The sequence below is a fragment of the Microlunatus ginsengisoli genome, assembly GCF_039537205.1.
GTDB classification, from domain to species: domain Bacteria; phylum Actinomycetota; class Actinomycetes; order Propionibacteriales; family Propionibacteriaceae; genus Microlunatus; species Microlunatus ginsengisoli.
Genome location: NZ_BAABAB010000026.1, coordinates 125859 through 141191, shown reverse-complemented (window position 1 = coordinate 141191; position 15333 = coordinate 125859). Strand labels below are relative to the sequence as shown.

Annotated in this window: 14 protein-coding genes; 3 read left to right on the top strand and 11 right to left on the bottom strand. The window is 72.9% G+C overall.

Annotated elements, in window-relative coordinates; translation table 11 throughout:
- Positions 1-13: 13 nt before the first annotated feature.
- The gene (locus ABD747_RS18205; RefSeq protein WP_344807201.1) at positions 14-859 is read left to right on the top strand and encodes a PAC2 family protein; all 846 of its coding nucleotides are present in this window, start codon (positions 14-16) and stop codon (positions 857-859) included.
- Between the two features lie 21 nt (positions 860-880).
- Here ABD747_RS18205 and rpe read toward each other — a convergent pair whose 3' ends face one another.
- From rpe to uriH, 6 genes are all read right to left on the bottom strand, one after another.
- The gene (rpe, locus tag ABD747_RS18200) at positions 881-1546 is read right to left on the bottom strand and encodes a ribulose-phosphate 3-epimerase (RefSeq protein ID WP_344807199.1); all 666 of its coding nucleotides are present in this window, start codon (positions 1544-1546) and stop codon (positions 881-883) included.
- 60 nt (positions 1547-1606) lie between these two features.
- Positions 1607-2944: an RsmB/NOP family class I SAM-dependent RNA methyltransferase gene (locus ABD747_RS18195; protein WP_344807197.1), complete on the bottom strand. Its 1338-nt coding sequence runs from the start codon at positions 2942-2944 to the stop codon at positions 1607-1609.
- Positions 2945-3044: 100 nt separating this feature from the next.
- Entirely contained in the window at positions 3045-3971 is a 927-nt protein-coding gene (gene fmt, locus ABD747_RS18190; RefSeq protein WP_344807195.1) for a methionyl-tRNA formyltransferase, read from the bottom strand.
- A 30-nt stretch (positions 3972-4001) separates the two neighbouring features.
- The gene (locus ABD747_RS18185) at positions 4002-5978 is read right to left on the bottom strand and encodes a primosomal protein N' (protein WP_344807193.1); all 1977 of its coding nucleotides are present in this window, start codon (positions 5976-5978) and stop codon (positions 4002-4004) included.
- Positions 5979-6420: 442 nt separating this feature from the next.
- Complete coding sequence (locus ABD747_RS18180; RefSeq protein ID WP_344807191.1) at positions 6421-7341, bottom strand: ribokinase; 921 nt, start codon at positions 7339-7341, stop codon at positions 6421-6423.
- A 32-nt stretch (positions 7342-7373) separates the two neighbouring features.
- Complete coding sequence (gene uriH, locus ABD747_RS18175; RefSeq protein WP_344807189.1) at positions 7374-8321, bottom strand: uridine-preferring nucleoside hydrolase UriH; 948 nt, start codon at positions 8319-8321, stop codon at positions 7374-7376.
- A gap of 161 nt (positions 8322-8482) precedes the next feature.
- Between uriH and ABD747_RS18170 the strand changes: the two genes are divergently transcribed.
- Positions 8483-10066 carry a glucoamylase family protein gene (locus ABD747_RS18170; RefSeq protein ID WP_344807187.1) on the top strand — a complete coding sequence of 528 codons (1584 nt, stop codon included), beginning with the start codon at positions 8483-8485 and terminating at the stop codon, positions 10064-10066.
- 209 nt (positions 10067-10275) lie between these two features.
- A complete protein-coding gene (locus tag ABD747_RS18165; RefSeq protein WP_344807185.1) occupies positions 10276-11544 on the top strand; it encodes a threonine/serine exporter family protein in 1269 nt (422 codons plus the stop codon).
- 18 nt (positions 11545-11562) lie between these two features.
- Here ABD747_RS18165 and metK read toward each other — a convergent pair whose 3' ends face one another.
- The 5 genes from metK to mihF all read right to left on the bottom strand — a co-directional run bounded on the left by metK (position 11563) and on the right by mihF (position 15318).
- On the bottom strand, positions 11563-12756 hold the full coding sequence (gene metK, locus ABD747_RS18160; RefSeq protein WP_344807183.1) for a methionine adenosyltransferase: 1194 nt from the start codon (positions 12754-12756) through the stop codon (positions 11563-11565).
- A gap of 34 nt (positions 12757-12790) precedes the next feature.
- The gene (coaBC, locus tag ABD747_RS18155; protein ID WP_344807181.1) at positions 12791-14011 is read right to left on the bottom strand and encodes a bifunctional phosphopantothenoylcysteine decarboxylase/phosphopantothenate--cysteine ligase CoaBC; all 1221 of its coding nucleotides are present in this window, start codon (positions 14009-14011) and stop codon (positions 12791-12793) included.
- 22 nt (positions 14012-14033) lie between these two features.
- A complete protein-coding gene (gene rpoZ, locus ABD747_RS18150; RefSeq protein ID WP_344807179.1) occupies positions 14034-14366 on the bottom strand; it encodes a DNA-directed RNA polymerase subunit omega in 333 nt (110 codons plus the stop codon).
- A 65-nt stretch (positions 14367-14431) separates the two neighbouring features.
- On the bottom strand, positions 14432-14992 hold the full coding sequence (gmk, locus tag ABD747_RS18145) for a guanylate kinase (RefSeq protein ID WP_344807177.1): 561 nt from the start codon (positions 14990-14992) through the stop codon (positions 14432-14434).
- Entirely contained in the window at positions 14989-15318 is a 330-nt protein-coding gene (mihF, locus tag ABD747_RS18140; protein ID WP_344807175.1) for an integration host factor, actinobacterial type, read from the bottom strand. The genes gmk and mihF overlap by 4 nt, the downstream gene beginning before the upstream one ends.
- Between the last annotated feature and the right edge of the window lie 15 nt (positions 15319-15333).

The following is a 15333-nucleotide window of genomic DNA, read 5'->3' as shown; positions in this document are numbered from 1 at the left end:
TAGGGTGGTGCGCATGGATCCGTCGATCGAGCGCCAGCTGCGCGACCTCCACGATCCGGTCGTGGTGGCAGCGTTCGAGGGCTGGAACGACGCCGGATCCGCCGCTTCGGCCGCGGTCGACCACCTCGCCGAGACCTACGACGTGGAGCTGGCGTTCGCGCTTGACCCGGACGACTTCTACGACTTCCAGGTGAACCGGCCGCAGGTGGAGCTGGACGAGAGCGGGCAGCGCGAGCTGCTCTGGCCGACCACCGAGCTGCACGTCGGGCGGCTCGGCAACGGGCGCGACCTGCTGCTGGTCCGCGGACCGGAGCCGAACATGCGCTGGCGGCAGTTCTCCGCCTTGGTGGCATCGGCACTCACCTCCGCCGACGTCAAGCGGGTGCACCTGCTCGGCGCGCTGCTGGCCGACATCCCGCACACCCGGCCCATCCCCGTCTCGACCTCCAGCTCGTCGATCGAGCTGGGCGAGCAGCTGGGGCTGCTGCCGTCGACGTACGAGGGCCCGACCGGCATCGTCGGCGTGCTGTCCGACGCGCTCGGCCGGATCGACGTGCCGACCCTGTCGCTGTGGGCGGCCGTGCCGGCCTACGTCGCCCATCCGCCGTGCCCCAAGGCGACGTACGCCCTGCTGTCCCAGCTGGAGCGGATGATCGACGCCCCGATCGACTTCGGCGACCTGCCGGACCTGGCCAAGGCCTGGGAGCGGGGCGTGGACGAGCTGGCCGCGGAAGACTCCGAGGTGGCCGAGTACGTCAGCAACCTCGAGGCCAGCCAGGACGCGACCGAGCTGCCCGAGGCGTCCGGCGAGGCCATCGCCGCCGAGTTCGAGCGCTACCTCCGCCGCCGCGACTCGTAAGTCCCGCTTCGCTAACGACCCTCAGCGGGGAGCTTCTGCATCGGCAAGGTCGCGGAGGGTGGCGACCATCGCGTCGGGGTCGTCGGCGGCGAAGACCGCGGAGCCGGCCACGAACGTGTCGGCACCGGCGGCCACGCAGCGCTCGATGGTCTCCACCGACACGCCGCCGTCGATCTCCAGCCAGATGTCGCCCCCGGAGGCGTCGATCAGCTTGCGGGTCCGCTCGATCTTCGGCAGGCACAGGTCGAGGAACTTCTGACCACCGAAACCGGGCTCGACCGTCATGATCAGCACCATGTCCAGCTCGGGCAGCAGATCCGCGTACGGCTCGATCGGGGTCGCCGGTTTCAGCGCCATCCCCGCCCGGGCCCGCTGGGAGCGCAGCTCGCGGGCCAGCCTGATCGGCGCATGCGCCGCCTCCACGTGGAAGGTCACCGACTCCGCGCCGGCCTCGGCGAAGGCCGGCGCCCAACGGTCCGGGTTCTCGATCATCAGATGGATGTCCAGCAGCGCCGGCGTCGCCTTGCGGATCGACTCGACCACCGGCAGGCCCAGGGTCAGGTTCGGCACGAAATGGTTGTCCATCACGTCCACGTGCACGCCGTCGGCGCCGGCGATGGCCTCGATGTCGCGCTGGATGTTCGCGAAGTCGGCAGACAGGATGCTCGGCAGGATCCGGATGACCACGGCCCGACTCTATCGACGGGCCCGGCGGCCGACCGCGCGGACGTCGGCTCGTCGAGAACGTCAGCCCTCCCGCCGCAGATACGCCGCGAACATCGCGTCCGTGCCGTGCCGATGGGGCCAGAGCTGGAGGTAGTCGCCGAGATAGGCGCCGGGAAGACCGGGCAGCACCTCGGCCGCCGGCACGAGGGCCACATCGCCACGCCGCGCCAGCACCGACTCCACCACCTCGGCCGTCTCGCGGCGATGCGGTGAGCAGGTGACGTAACCGACCAGCCCGCCGGCGGCGACGGCGTCCAGCGCGGACGTCAGCAACGCCCGCTGCAGCGGGACCAGCACGTCCAGGTCGGTCGGCGTCCGGCGCCAGCGCGACTCGGGGCGCCGGCGCAGCGCGCCGAGACCCGTACACGGCACGTCCGCCAGCACCCGGGTGAAGGCGGCAGGCCGCCAGGCCGGCCGGGTGCCGTCGGCGACCACGACACTCGTCTCCCCGGGATAGCCACGCAGGGCGGCGGCGACCAGGGCAGCCCGGTGCACGCTCAGCTCCGCCGACAGCAACCGGCTGCCGTCCGCCCGGGACAGGCCGGCCAGCAGCGCCGACTTGCCGCCCGGCCCGGCGCACAGGTCGAGCCACCGTCCGGCCGCGGCATTCGGCCTGGTCAGACCCCAGGCGACGAGCTGCGAGCCCTCGTCCTGGACCCCGGCTCGGCCCTGTGCCACCGCGGCCACGTCCGCAGGATTGCCGTCCCAACCGGCGGCGTACGGCGACCACTGGCCCGGCGTCGCCCCGGCCGCCAGCAGCTCGGCGACGTCGACCAGCCCCGGGCGGACGACCAGGCTCGGCACCGGGCTCGCGTTGTCCGCGGCCAGCGCCGGCTCGAGCTCGTCGGCCGGCAGCAGCTCCGCGAACGCCTCGACGATCCAGCGCGGGTGCGCGTGCCGGATGCCGAGTGCGGTGGACCGGTCGGCGCCGGCGCTCAGCTCCTCGACCCAGCCCTCCCAGTCCCGCCCGGCGACCTTGCGCAGCACGGCGTTCACCAGGCCTCGAACCCGGTGCCCGACCGTCGCGGCGGCCAGGTCGACGGTGGCCGCGACCGCGGCGTGCGCGGGAACCCGCATGCCGAGCAACTGGTGGGTTCCGAGCCGCAGCAGGTCCAGCACGGCGGGCTGGAGCGACCCGGTCCGCCGTCCGGCGGCCCGCTCCAGCACGAGGTCGTACGTCCCCTGCCGCCGGCAGGTGCCCGCGGTCAGCTCCGTGGCGAAGGCGGCGTCGCGCGGGTCGAGCCTGCGTTCGGCGAGCAGCCGACCCAGGACGAGATTCGCGTACGCGCCCTCGCCGTTGACCGCCCGGAGCGCGTCGAACGCGAGCCGCCGGGCGCGGTCGGGTGGCCGCGGACTCACCGCGCCGACCCGGGCACCGCGCGGATCTCGGATCCCCTGTGCGGCTTCGGATCCGGTGCAACGGATCCGAACCGCTCCAGGGGATCCGAGATCGGGTCGGTCATCCGCCGAAGCGGTCGTCGCCGGTCCACGAGACACCGCGGGCCCAGTCGGCGGCCGCCATCGGCTTCTTGCCCTGGGCCTTGACCTCGCCGAGCACGAGCGAGCCGTCGGCGGTGCCGACCCGAAGCGCCCGCTTGGTCACCTCGACCGAACCGGGATCCAGGTCGTCGGCGCCGCTCGGCAACGCCGAGTTGATCTTGAATCGCTCGCCCCGGAAGGTGGTCCAGGCGCCGGGGGCCGGGGCGCAGCCGCGGATCAGCCGGTCGATCTTCTCCGCGGAGTCGAACCAGTCGATGGAGGCGTCCTCGACGGTGATCTTGGGGGCGACCGTGACGCCGTCCTCGGGCTGAGGGATCGCCTCCAGCCGGCCCTCCTCGATCCCGTCCAGGGTCTCCACGAGCAGCTGCGCGCCGCTCACCGCGAGCCGGCCGAGCAGGTCGCCGGACGTGTCCGTCGGGCCGATCGGCTCGGTATGGGTGGCGAACACCGGGCCGGCGTCGAGGGCCCGGACGATCCGGAAGGTGGTGGCACCGGTGGCCGTGTCGCCGGCCAGCACGGCGTGCTGGACCGGCGCGGCGCCGCGCCAGCGCGGCAGCACGGAGAAGTGCAGGTTCACCCAGCCGCGAGGCGGGATGTCCAGTGCCGCCTGGGGCAGCAGCGCGCCGTACGCCACCACCGGGCAGCAGTCCGGAGCCAGCTCGCGCAACCGGACGAGGAAGTCCTCGTCGCGCACCCGCTCCGGTTTCAGCACCTCCAGCCCGTGCTCGGCGGCCAGCTCGGCGACCGGGCTCGGGCGGAGCGTACGACCGCGGCCGGCCGGGGCATCCGGCCTGGTCACGACCGCGATGACGGTGTGCCGGGAGGCCAGCAGTGCCTGCAGCGCGGGGACGGCGACCTCGGGTGTGCCGGCGAAGACGATACGCACCCCGGGAGTGTACAGAGCGGACGACCGGGCTCAGCTGATCTCCACCGGATCGACGCGGCAGCGGATCGCGCCCTCGCTCTTGCGCGCGCTGCGGACGCCCAGGGCGCCCTTGACCGCCCGGGTCAACGTCGTCCGCCGGGCGCGGGGCGCGCGAAGCAGCAGCCGCTGCAGCGGGTCGCCGGATGCACCGGGCGGCAGGTCGACCGGACCGAGGGCCTCGGCACCCTCCGGCAGCTCGACCAGGTCGAGCAGCTCGGCCAGCGCGGCAGGCGGACCCTCGAGGCTGACCAGCACGGCGGCCGGCGGGAACCGGGCATCGGCCCGGTCGGCCAGCTCCCGGGCCGCGAAACCGGCCGGGTCGACCCGGACCAGAGCCTGCAACGCCCGACCGGAGGAGTCGCCGACGGCCAGCACCGAGCCGCCGTCGGCGCCCGGCCGGACCAGCGCGGTCGCTCGCAGCCAGCGTCGCAGCGATTCCTCACCGGCGCGCAGATCCGGCCGCAACAACAACAGCTGGGTGTCCAGCAGCACCGCCGCTGCATAGCCGCCGTCGACATCGGGCTCGGCGCCCGGGGTCGCCACCACGATCGACGTGCCGGCCGGCACCTCGTCCAGGACGTGCCCGGCGGCGGAGCGCCGGACCGGGGTCTGCGGAAAGGCGCGGCCCAGCTCCTCGGCCGTGCGGGTCGCGCCGACCACCGGAGCCCGGACCCGCGAGCCGTCGCAGATCGGGCAGCGCCACTCCCCCTGCGGCCGGCCACACCAGCCGCAGCTGAGCGCGCCGAGCGCCGCGGACGTACCGCGGAGAGGGCCGTCACAGAAACCACAGCGGGCCGGCTCGCGGCAGTCCTGGCAGACCAGCGCGACGAGATAACCGGCGCGCGGCACCTGGACCAGCACCGGACCCTGCGGTAGCGCGGCGCGCATCAGCTCGAACACCTCGTGCGGCAGCCGGGCCTGCCGAGCCAGCGGGTCGCGGGCGAGCGAGAAGTCGCTGGCGGCGCTGACCCGCACCGCCGGGGCTTCCCGGCGGACGTCGGCGCGCGATGCGGCCAGCTCGCGCAGCCAACCGTCGGCGACCCACTGCTCGATCTCCGCGGTCCGGGCATAGCCGGCGAACAGCACCGCGCAGCCGGTCTGGGCGGCCCGCAGGGCAAGCACGTCGCGCGCATGCGGATACGGCGCGCGTTGCTCGGCGAGCAGGTCGTCCCCGTCGTCCCAGAGCGCGACCAGGCCGAGCTTGCCGACCGGCGCGAACGCCGCGGCCCGGGTCCCGATCACCACCGGTACGTCCCCGCGGGCGGCGGCGAGGAACGCCCGATAGCGCGCGGACGGGCCCGCGTCGGCGCTCAGCACCGTGAACCGGCCGGTGCCGAGCCAGCGGGTGCACGCCTGCGTCAACCGGGCCAGATCCCGGTGATCCGGGACCACCAGCACGGCACCCCGGCCGCCGTCGACACAGGCTCGCGCGGCCTCGGCCAGACCCTCGGCCCAGTCGCCCGCCGGGTCGGAGGTCGGAATCGTCTGCCAGGCCGCCCGGGCGCCGGCCCCGGCGCGGATCGCGTCCAGCAGACCGGCGCCGCTCGGGTAGTGCGCGAGCGGGCCGGCCAGCGCGGCGACGTCCGGTGCCGGCGGCGGCTCCGGCCGGCTCGCCCGCTCGGTCGCGGCGTGCCGTGGCGGGACCGCGAGCCGCATCACGTCCGCGAACGTGCCGGCGTAGTGATCGGCAACCGCCCGGATCAAGCTCGCGACCTCGGCGCTCAGCACCGGTTCGGCAGAGACCACCTTGTGCAGCGCGGTGAGATCGCCGCCGTGCTCACTCGCGGCCACCCGTTCCAGCACGAAACCGTCCCGGAGCCGGCCGGCGAACCGGGCCCGAACCCGGGCGCCCGGCACGGCCAGCAGATCCTGCTCGGCGGTGACCGCATAGTCGAACGGGCGATCCAGGTGTGCCAGCGAGACGTCGAGCGCCACGCGGGCGACGGGCAGCGCGGGCGTCTCGGACACATCGGGATCCTAGGAGACCGCACCGACAATGTTCTCGGGCTCGCGCCCGCTCCGCTCCCACGGACGCTGTCTTCCTCCCTCACTCACGGCCGCCCGATCGAGCCTGGCTGCCGCTTTCGCCCCACTGTGGCGGCCGCTCCCTCGATCGTCCAGACAGCGCCGGTCGCTGCGCTGACCGACGCTCGCCGAGGGTTCTCCGGCTCGCGCCCGCTCCGCTCCCACGGACGCTGTCTTCCTCCCTCACTCACCGCCGCCCGATCGAGCGTGGCTGCCGCTCGCCCCGCAATGGCGGCGCTCCCTCGATCGTCCAGACAGCGCCGGTCGCTCCGCTCCCCACCAACCGAAGTTCGCATACCTTGGCACGCTCTGCACAGACTATTGCCCATGCGAGGACGCGAAACCTATGCGAAGTCTCGGAGGACGGTCAGGTTTCGGAGGACGGTCAGGGCTCGAGGCCGGTGAGCGCGCTGTAGCTGGACTGGGCGCCGGGGCGGGTGGCGGCCAGCGCGCCGGCGCGGGCGGCGAAGCGGGCGGCATCGAGCAGGGAGTCGCCGCGAGCGAGCCGGTGGGCCAGGGCGCCGGTGAAGGCGTCTCCGCTGCCGGTGGTGTCCACCACGTCGACCCGGGTCGGCGCGATCGGCACGACCCGCCCCGCGCCACCACCGGCGGCCTCCGGAGCGGTCCGGTCCAGCACCACCGCGCCGTCACCGCCGAGGGTCACCACCGCCCGCGGTACCGGCAGGTCGGGCCACTCGGCCGGGTCCTCCGGCAGCGCCGGCGCGCCGAGCAGCAGCGCGGCCTCGGTGCGGTTGACCAGCAGGACGTCGGTCAGCGCCAGCAATCCCGGGTCGACCGGCACGTACGGCGACAGGTTCAGCACCACCGTCGCCCCGACCTCCCGACCCGCGGCCGCGGCGGCCCGCACCGTGTCGAGCGGCACCTCCAGACACAGGCACAGCACGGCCGGCGAGCCGAGCGCGGCGGCGTCGACCAGGTCCGGGGACAGCGCTCCGTTCGCGCCCGGCGAGACGATGATGGTGTTCTCTCCCGCCTCGTCGACCACGATCATCGCGGTGCCGGTCGCCCGGCCGCTCAGCCGACGTACGCCCCCGACGTCGACTCCGGCCTCCCGTGCCCGGGCCAGCAGGAAAGTGCCGTGGTCGTCCTCGCCGACGGCGCCGACCAGCCGGACGGCCGAGCCGAGCATGGCCGCGGCGGCCGCCGTGTTGGAGCTCTTGCCGCCGGGCGCCACCACCAGCTCCGAGCCGTGCAGGGTCTCCCCCGGCTGCGGGAAGCGCTCGACCCGAACGGTCAGGTCGGCGTTCAGCGACCCCACCACGGCCACCCGGTCGTTGGGTTCCATTCCGCGTACCTCCGGCTCTGCCCCGACAGGCGTCAGGGCACGTTGGCGAGAGCCTCGACCACCAGGTCCCAGAAGCGGTCTCGATCGAGGCCGGTCGCCACGTGAGTGTGACACGACTCGGGCGCCGTCGAGCGCAGGTCGGCCACCGTCATGCCGGTGGTGAGCCGGCCGGACAGCTCGACGTCGACCACGGTCGGCCGTACGGTCAACACGGCGGGGTCGATCACATACGCCACGGCGCACGGGTCGTGCACCGGCGGCGCCGCGAACCCCTGTCGCTCGCGATAGGTGCCACCGTAGAAGTCGAGCAGGTCGAGCACGAACCGGGCGGCCCGGCCCTGGATCGCGGCGATCCGGGCCAGCACGTCCGGGGTCGCCAGTGCCTGGTGGGTGACCTCCAGCCCGACCATGGTCAACGGCCACGGCTCGTTGAACACGATGTGCGCCGCCTCGGGGTCGACACCGATGTTGAACTCCGTCACCGGAGTCCGGTTGCCGCGGTGGTAGGCGCCGCCCATCAGCACAACCTCGCGCACCCGCTCGGCGATCCGCGGCTCGCGCCGGACGGCCAGCGCGATGTTGGTCAGCGGCCCGATCGGCACCAGGGTGATGCTCTGCGCCGGTTCCGACATCACCGTCTCGACGATCAGGTCGACGGCGTGACGCGGATCGACGGGCTCGACCGGCTCCGGCAGGTCCGGACCGTCCAGACCGGACTCCCCGTGGATGTCGGCACCGGTCGCGTGCTCGCGGACCAGCGGACGCAGACAGCCGGCGGCGATCGGTACGTCGCGGATGCCGGCCAGCTCGGCGACGGCGCGAGCGTTGCGAGTCACCTTGGCAAGGGTCTGGTTGCCCGCCACGGTGGTGATCGCGACCAGCTCGATCGCAGGGCTGCCGTGGGCCAGCAGGATGGCGATGGCGTCGTCGTGACCGGGGTCGCAGTCGAGGATGATCCGGCGTCGATCCGGTGCTGGCACGGTTCCGACCCTATCCGAGCCTGTTGTCTCACATCCTGAACCGAACCCCTCAGGTTAAGCGAGATTTTCACTATGTGACCACGAATCGCGCTACTTCTTGACTAATCCGTGGACATCGGGGCAGGGTCGAATGAACGCATCCGACGACGAAGGAGTCTTCCGTGACCGCGTTCTCTCGACGCGCTCTGCTCACCGGCGGCACCGCCCTGGCGGCGACCGCCGCCCTCCCGGCGACGCTGTCGCTGTCCCCGACAGCCGCAGCCGCGCCGCGGCAAGCCGGTGGCCGGCCCGACCGCGCCGTACTGCAGCGGTGGGCCCGCCGGACCTGGGCCAGCCTGGTGGCGATGACCGACGAGCGGACCGGTTTGTCCGCCGACAACATCGACGGCCCGCTCGACGCCCCGAACCGGAGCGGCTACACGTCGCCCACCAACATCGGCGGCTACCTGTGGAGCACAATCGTCGCCCGCGACCTCGGCCTGATCTCCCGCGGCGAGGCCAGCCGCCGACTCTCCCAGACCCTCGACACCCTGAGCCGGATGCGGCGGCACGGGCCGAGCGGCATGTTCTACAACTGGTACGACGAGCGCACCGCCGAGGTGCTCACCAGCTGGCCCACCGACGGCAAGACCGTCTATCCGTTCCTGTCCAGCGTGGACAACGGCTGGCTGGCCGCCGCCTTCGTCGTGCTGGGCAACGCCGCCGAGCCCTCCATCGGCCGCCGGGCGCTCCGGTTGCTGGAGCCAATGGACTTCAGGGCGTACTACAACCCGACGCCGCGACCCGACCTCCCGGTCGGACTGCTCCGAGGCGGCTTCTGGCCGGAGAAGCCGCCGACCCCGTCGGACACCGTCGAGGCCAACTACCTTGGGCGCGGGCCGAACGTGTTCTACACCAACTTCCACTACGACACCACCGTCTCGGAGACCCGGATCGCGTCCTACCTCGGCATCGCCCGCGGCCAGATCCCGCCCGGTCACTTCTTCGGCACCTGGCGAACGTTCCCGAGCGGGTGCGACTGGTCCTGGCAGGAGAGCCGGCCGGTCGGCCGGACCCGGACCTATCTCGGCGTGGACGTGTTCGAGGGCGCGTACGAGTACCGCGGGTTCCGGGTCGTGCCCGGTTGGGGCGGGTCGATGTTCGAGGCGCTGATGCCGAACGTGTTCGTGCCGGAGGAGCGCTGGGCGCCGCACTCCTGGGGAGTGAATCACCCGCTGATGGTCCGCGCGCACCGCGAGCACGGGCTGGACGAGGCGAAGTACGGCTTCTGGGGCTTCTCCCCCGCCAGCGACCCGACGCTCGACCAGGGCTACCGCGAGTACGGCGTGGACGCCGTCGGGCTCAACCCCGACGGCTACTTCTCCGACGTGGAGAAGACCAACGTCGACCGCGGCTTCGGCGACTGCCGCGAGGCGAAGAACCCCAACCCGACCTACGGCGACGGGGTGGTCACGCCGCACGCCGCGTTCCTGGCGATGATGCACGAGCCCGGGCCCGCGTACGCCAACCTGCGCAAGCTGGAGCGCGAGTTCGACTGCACCTCCGACGGCGGTTTCTTCGACGCCATCGCGGTCGGCTCCGGCAAGGTGGCCCGGCGCTTCCTCTCGCTGGACCAGGCGATGATCATGGGCGCGCTCGGCAACCTGCTCGGTCGCGGTCTGGTCCAGCGGGCCTTCAGCCGGGGCGCGATCGAGCGGGCGATCAAGCCGCTGATCGGGATGGAGCGGTTCGGCGCGGGCAGCTGAGTCCTGGGCAGCTGAGTCCTGGGCAGCTGAGTCCAGGGCAGCTGAGTCCCGGGCAACCGCTCGCAACCCGAAAATCCGCCCCTCGTTCGAGGTGCCGTCGCTCCGTCCCGCCTGGGCCGGCGGCGACCGCGCCGACGAGGGGCGGGATTTCGGGTCGCGGCCACCAGCAGGTCGACCCACCCGCGCCGGTCGATGACACAGTTGGCGCCATGACGGCTGCAGGAACCGACGCCACCGCCCACGACGGGGAACTTGCCGACCGCCGCGTGCTGACCTATCTGGCGGTCGCGATGGTGGCGACCGGCCAGCCGGTGCACGAGATCGACGAGGACCTGTCCGCCGCCGGCCGGGCGCTCGGCTATCCCGACGTCCAGGTCGCGGCCGGACCCACTAGCGTCACCCTCGCGCTGGCCGGCGGCGCCGCCGCGACCGTGGAGACGGTGAGGGGACCGCTGCGACTGGACCAGGCAGCCGAGGTCCGGCTGATCCGCCAGCAGCTGATGATCCGCGCCATCGACAGGCCGACCGCGCTGGACCGGCTGACCACGCTCCGCGGCCGGCCGGAGCGCTATCCGGCCTGGCTGTCCGGGCTGGCCTGGGTGATCGCGTCGGTCGGGATCTGCCTGATCCTGCAGCCCGGCGCCGCGAATGTGGCGCTGACCGCGGTCGGCTCGGCGATCGCGCTCGGGCTGGCCCGGCTGAGCGGCCGGTTCCGCGCGCTGGCCACCCTGTTGCCGAGCGTCGCGGCGTTCCTGGCGGCCTGCCTGGTCTTCGCCGCCGCCGGCGCCGGGCTGGTGGACGGTGCCCTGCGCACGCTGCTGCCGCCGCTCGCCATCCTGCTGCCCGGCGCGCTGCTCGTCACCGGGCTGTCCGAGATCGCCGCGGGCGCGATGATCACCGGCGTCGCCCGGGTCGGCTACGGCACCGTCCAGCTACTGCTGTTCGCGCTCGGGATCCTCGCCGCGGCGGCCCTGCTGCGCACTCCCGCGGCCGCGCTGACCAACGTCCGGGTCGACGACCTCGGCTGGTGGGCGCTTCCGCTCGGCGTGCTCTGCCTCAGTGTGGGCCTGTGCCTGATGGAAAGCGTCCGGCTGGCACTGATCCCGTGGGTGATGGTGGTGCTGGTCGCCGCGGTCGGCTGCCAGATCCTCGGCCAGCTGCTCTGGGGCGCGTCGCTGGGCGGGTTCCTCGGCGCGACCGCGGCCAGCCTCGGCGCCTCGGTGGTGGAGCTGATCCGGCCGCAGCTGCCGCGGCTGGTGGTCTTCCTGCCGGCGTTCTGGATGCTCGTCCCGGGCAGTCTCGGCCTGCTGTCGGTCACCGAGCTGGTGATCCACCCGGACGGCACCGGTGGCGGCGGCTTCGTGGTGATCCAGCTGGCGCTCTCGATCGCCCTCGGCCTGCTGGTCGGCTCGGTGCTGGCCCGCTCCCTGCGCCGAGTTGTCAGGTCCTCAGCGCGCCAGAACGAGCTGAGGACCTGACAACTCGCGGGAAACCAACTAACCGCGGACGGCCGCGGCGAGCGCGTCGGCGCGGTCGGTCCGCTCCCAGCTGAACTCCGGCAGCTCACGGCCGAAGTGACCGTACGCCGCCGTCTTGGCATAGATCGGCCGCTTCAGGTCCAGGTCGCGGATGATCGCGGCCGGCCGGAGGTCGAAGGTCGCCAGCACGGCGGCCTGGATCTGCGGCACCGGCACGGACTCGGTGCCGAAGGTGTCGACGTAGAAGCCGACCGGGTGCGCCTTGCCGATCGCGTACGCCACCTGCACCTCGCAGCGCCGGGCCAGCCCCGCGGCCACCACGTTCTTGGCGACCCAGCGCATCGCGTACGCCGCGGAGCGGTCCACCTTCGACGGGTCCTTGCCGGAGAACGCGCCGCCACCGTGCCGGGCCATCCCACCGTAGGTGTCGACGATGATCTTGCGGCCGGTCAGCCCGGCGTCGCCCATCGGGCCGCCGATCTCGAACCGGCCGGTCGGGTTGACCAGCAGCCGGTAGTCCGACGCGTCCAGGTCATAGCGCTCCAGCACGGCGTCCACCACGTGCTTGCGGACGTCCGGGGCGAGCAACGCATCCAGGTCGATGTCGGCCGCGTGCTGGCTGGAGACCACGACCGTGTCCAGCCGGACCGGACGGTCGCCCTCGTAGGCGATGGTGACCTGGGTCTTCCCGTCCGGACGCAGGTAGGGCATGGTGTGGTCCTTGCGGACCGCCGCCAGCCGCTCGGCCAGCCGGTGGGCCAGGTCGATCGGCAGCGGCATCAGGGTCGGGGTCTCGTCGCAGGCGTAGCCGAACATCAGACCCTGGTCGCCGGCGCCCTGGGCATCGAGCGCGTCGTGCGACTCGCCGCTGCGCTCCTCGAACGCGTGGTCCACGCCCTGGGCAATGTCCTTGCTCTGCTGGCCGATCGCGACCTGGACCCCGCAGGACCGGCCGTCGAAGCCCTTGGTCGAGGAGTCGTAACCGATGTCGACGATCCGCTGCCGGATGATCCCTGGGATCTCGGAGTAGGCGTCGGTGGTCACCTCGCCGGCGATCGTCACCAGACCGGTCGTCACCAGCGTCTCGACCGCGACCCGGCTGTCCGGGTCGTGAGTGAGCAGATCGTCCAGGATCGAGTCGCTGATCTGGTCGGCGATCTTGTCCGGGTGCCCCTCGGTGACCGACTCCGAGGTGAACAGCCTGCTGGTCATATCCGTGTCTCCTTCAACCGGTGCCGCCGACGCGTCACTCTACTTTCGCGGCCCGAACCGCACGTGCCTCATCCCAGATTCGGTGCGCGAGCTCGTCCTTGCTGCCGGCCAGTGGCGGCCGGGCCGTCTCGGCGGAGATGATCACGATCTCGCTGGTCGACCGGCCGAACACCTTGTCCCGCCCGACCTCGTTCAGCACCAGCAGGTCGCAGCCCTTCCGGGCCAGCTTGGCCCGGCCGAGCTCCAACAGGCCGTGGTCCGGCGTCGGGGTCTCGGCGGCGAAGCCGACCAACACCTGCCGCGGATCGGTACGTCCGCGGACCAGCGAGGCCAGCACGTCGGTGGTCTGCACCAGGTCCAGCTCCAGGCCGGCGTCGCCGGTCTTCTTCAGCTTGGTGTCGCTGGCGCTCGCCGGGGTGTAGTCGGCGGGCGCGGCGGCCATCACCACGATGTCGGCCTCCTGGGCCGCGGTCGTCATCGCCGCGGCCAGATCGGCGGTCGAGGTGACCGGGATCAGGTCGAGGTCGGCGGGAGCGGGCAGCGAGACGTTCGCCGCCACCAGCGTGACGGCTGCACCGCGCAACGCGGCGGCCCGGGCCAGCGCCCAGCCCATCAGGCCCGAGGAGGAGTTGCCGAGAAAGCGCACCGGATCCAGATGCTCGCGGGTGCCGCCGGCGCTGACCGCCACCCTGAGCCCGGCCAGGTCGCGGGCGGCGGCCCGGCCGGCGATGCCGCGATCGGCCAGCACGCTCGCCGCGACCGCGTGCAGCTCGATCGCCTCGGGCAGCCGGCCCGGTCCGGAGTCGGCACCGGTGAGCCGGCCGGAGGCGGGGTCGACCACGACGGCGCCGCGGGCTCGCAGGGTGTCGACGTTGGCCTGGGTGGCCGGGTTGAGCCACATCTCGGTGTGCATCGCCGGCGCATACAGCACCGGACAGGTCGCGGTGAGCAGGACGTTGGTCAGCAGGTCGTCGGCGCGGCCGGTGGCGGCCCGGGCCAGCAGATCGGCCGTGGCCGGAGCCACCAGCACCAGATCCGCCTGCCTGCCGATCGCCACGTGCGGGACCTCGTACGCGCCGGTGAAGACGTCGGTGTGCACCGGCCGACCGGACAGCGCCTCCCAGGTGGCGGCGCCGACGAAGTTCAGCGCCGCCTCGGTCGGGATGACCTGCACCTCGTGGCCGTCGGCGAGCAGCCGGCGGAGCAGCTCGCACGCCTTGTAGGCGGCGACCCCCCCGGCGACCCCCAGAACCACCCGGGCCGGCCGGGTCGGACGATCAGGCAGGATCGTCGAAGCTCGTCGAGTCGGTGCCGAGCTCCGCGGGCTGGTCGCCGACCGGCTCGCCGTTCTCGTCGATGTCGGTGCAGGTGAGCAGTCCCGCGTTGACCTCGCGCAGCGCGATCGACAGCGGCTTCTCCTGCACGCCGGTCTCGACCAGCGGGCCGACGTTGTCCAGCAGACCCTCGCCGAGCTGGGAGTAGTAGGCGTTGATCTGGCGCGCGCGCTTCGCGGCGAACAGCACCAGCTTGTACTTGGAGTCGGAGCGGGTCAGCAGCTCGTCGATGGGCGGGTTGGTGATGCCCTCGGCGACCACGGGGTTTCCGGACACAGTGAACCTTCTGGGTTGGAGACAGCGAGTCCGGCCGACGGGCAGGCAGGAGCCGGCCTGTTCGGCTACAGACCCAACAAGGCTACCAAGTCCCCCACCGCCTGGCCTATTTCGGCGTTCACGACGACGTGATCGAACTCCGACACGGCCTCCAACTCGGTCCGGGCGGTGGCCAGCCGGCGCTCACGCTGCTCCTCGGTCTCGGTGCCGCGGCCGACCAGCCGGCGGACCAACTCCTCCCAGCTCGGCGGAGCCAGGAAGACGAACCGAGCGCTCGGCCAGTTCTGCTTGACCTGCCGGGCGCCCTGCAGATCGATCTCGAGCAGGGCCTGCTGGCCTGCCGCCAGCGCCGCCAGCACGGGTGCCCGGGGCGTGCCGTAGCGGTGCCGGCCATGCACCACCGCCCACTCCAGCAGCTCCCCGTCGGCGACCATCTCGTCGAAGCGGTCGTCGGAGACGAACCAGTAGTGCACCCCGTCGCGCTCTCCCGGGCGCGGCGGCCGGGTGGTCGCCGACACGGACACGTACAGCTCGGGGTGCTCGGCCGCCAGCCGGGCGACCACCGTGCCCTTGCCGACGGCGGTCGGACCGGAGACGACGGTGAGGTGCGGAGTGCCCGCCGTCACGCCTGATCCGGCGCGCGCCCGAACTCCTCGATCAAGGCGGCGATCTGGTGCTTGCCGAGGCCGCGCAGCCGGCGATTCGGCGCGATGTCCAGCCTGGTCATGATCTTCTCCGCGCGGACGGCGCCGACCCGCGGCAGCGACTTCAGCGTGTCGACCACCTTGGTATGCGCGATCACGTCGTCGGCCTCGGCAAGGTCGAGCACCTGCGCCAGGCTCAGCTCGCCGGTGCGCAGTCCCTGCTTCACCTGGGCACGCTTCCGCCGCGCCTCGGTGGCCGCATGTCGCGCCTCGAGGCGTTGCTCGTTGCTCAACGGAGGAATGGTCACCGCGTCGATCCTCAT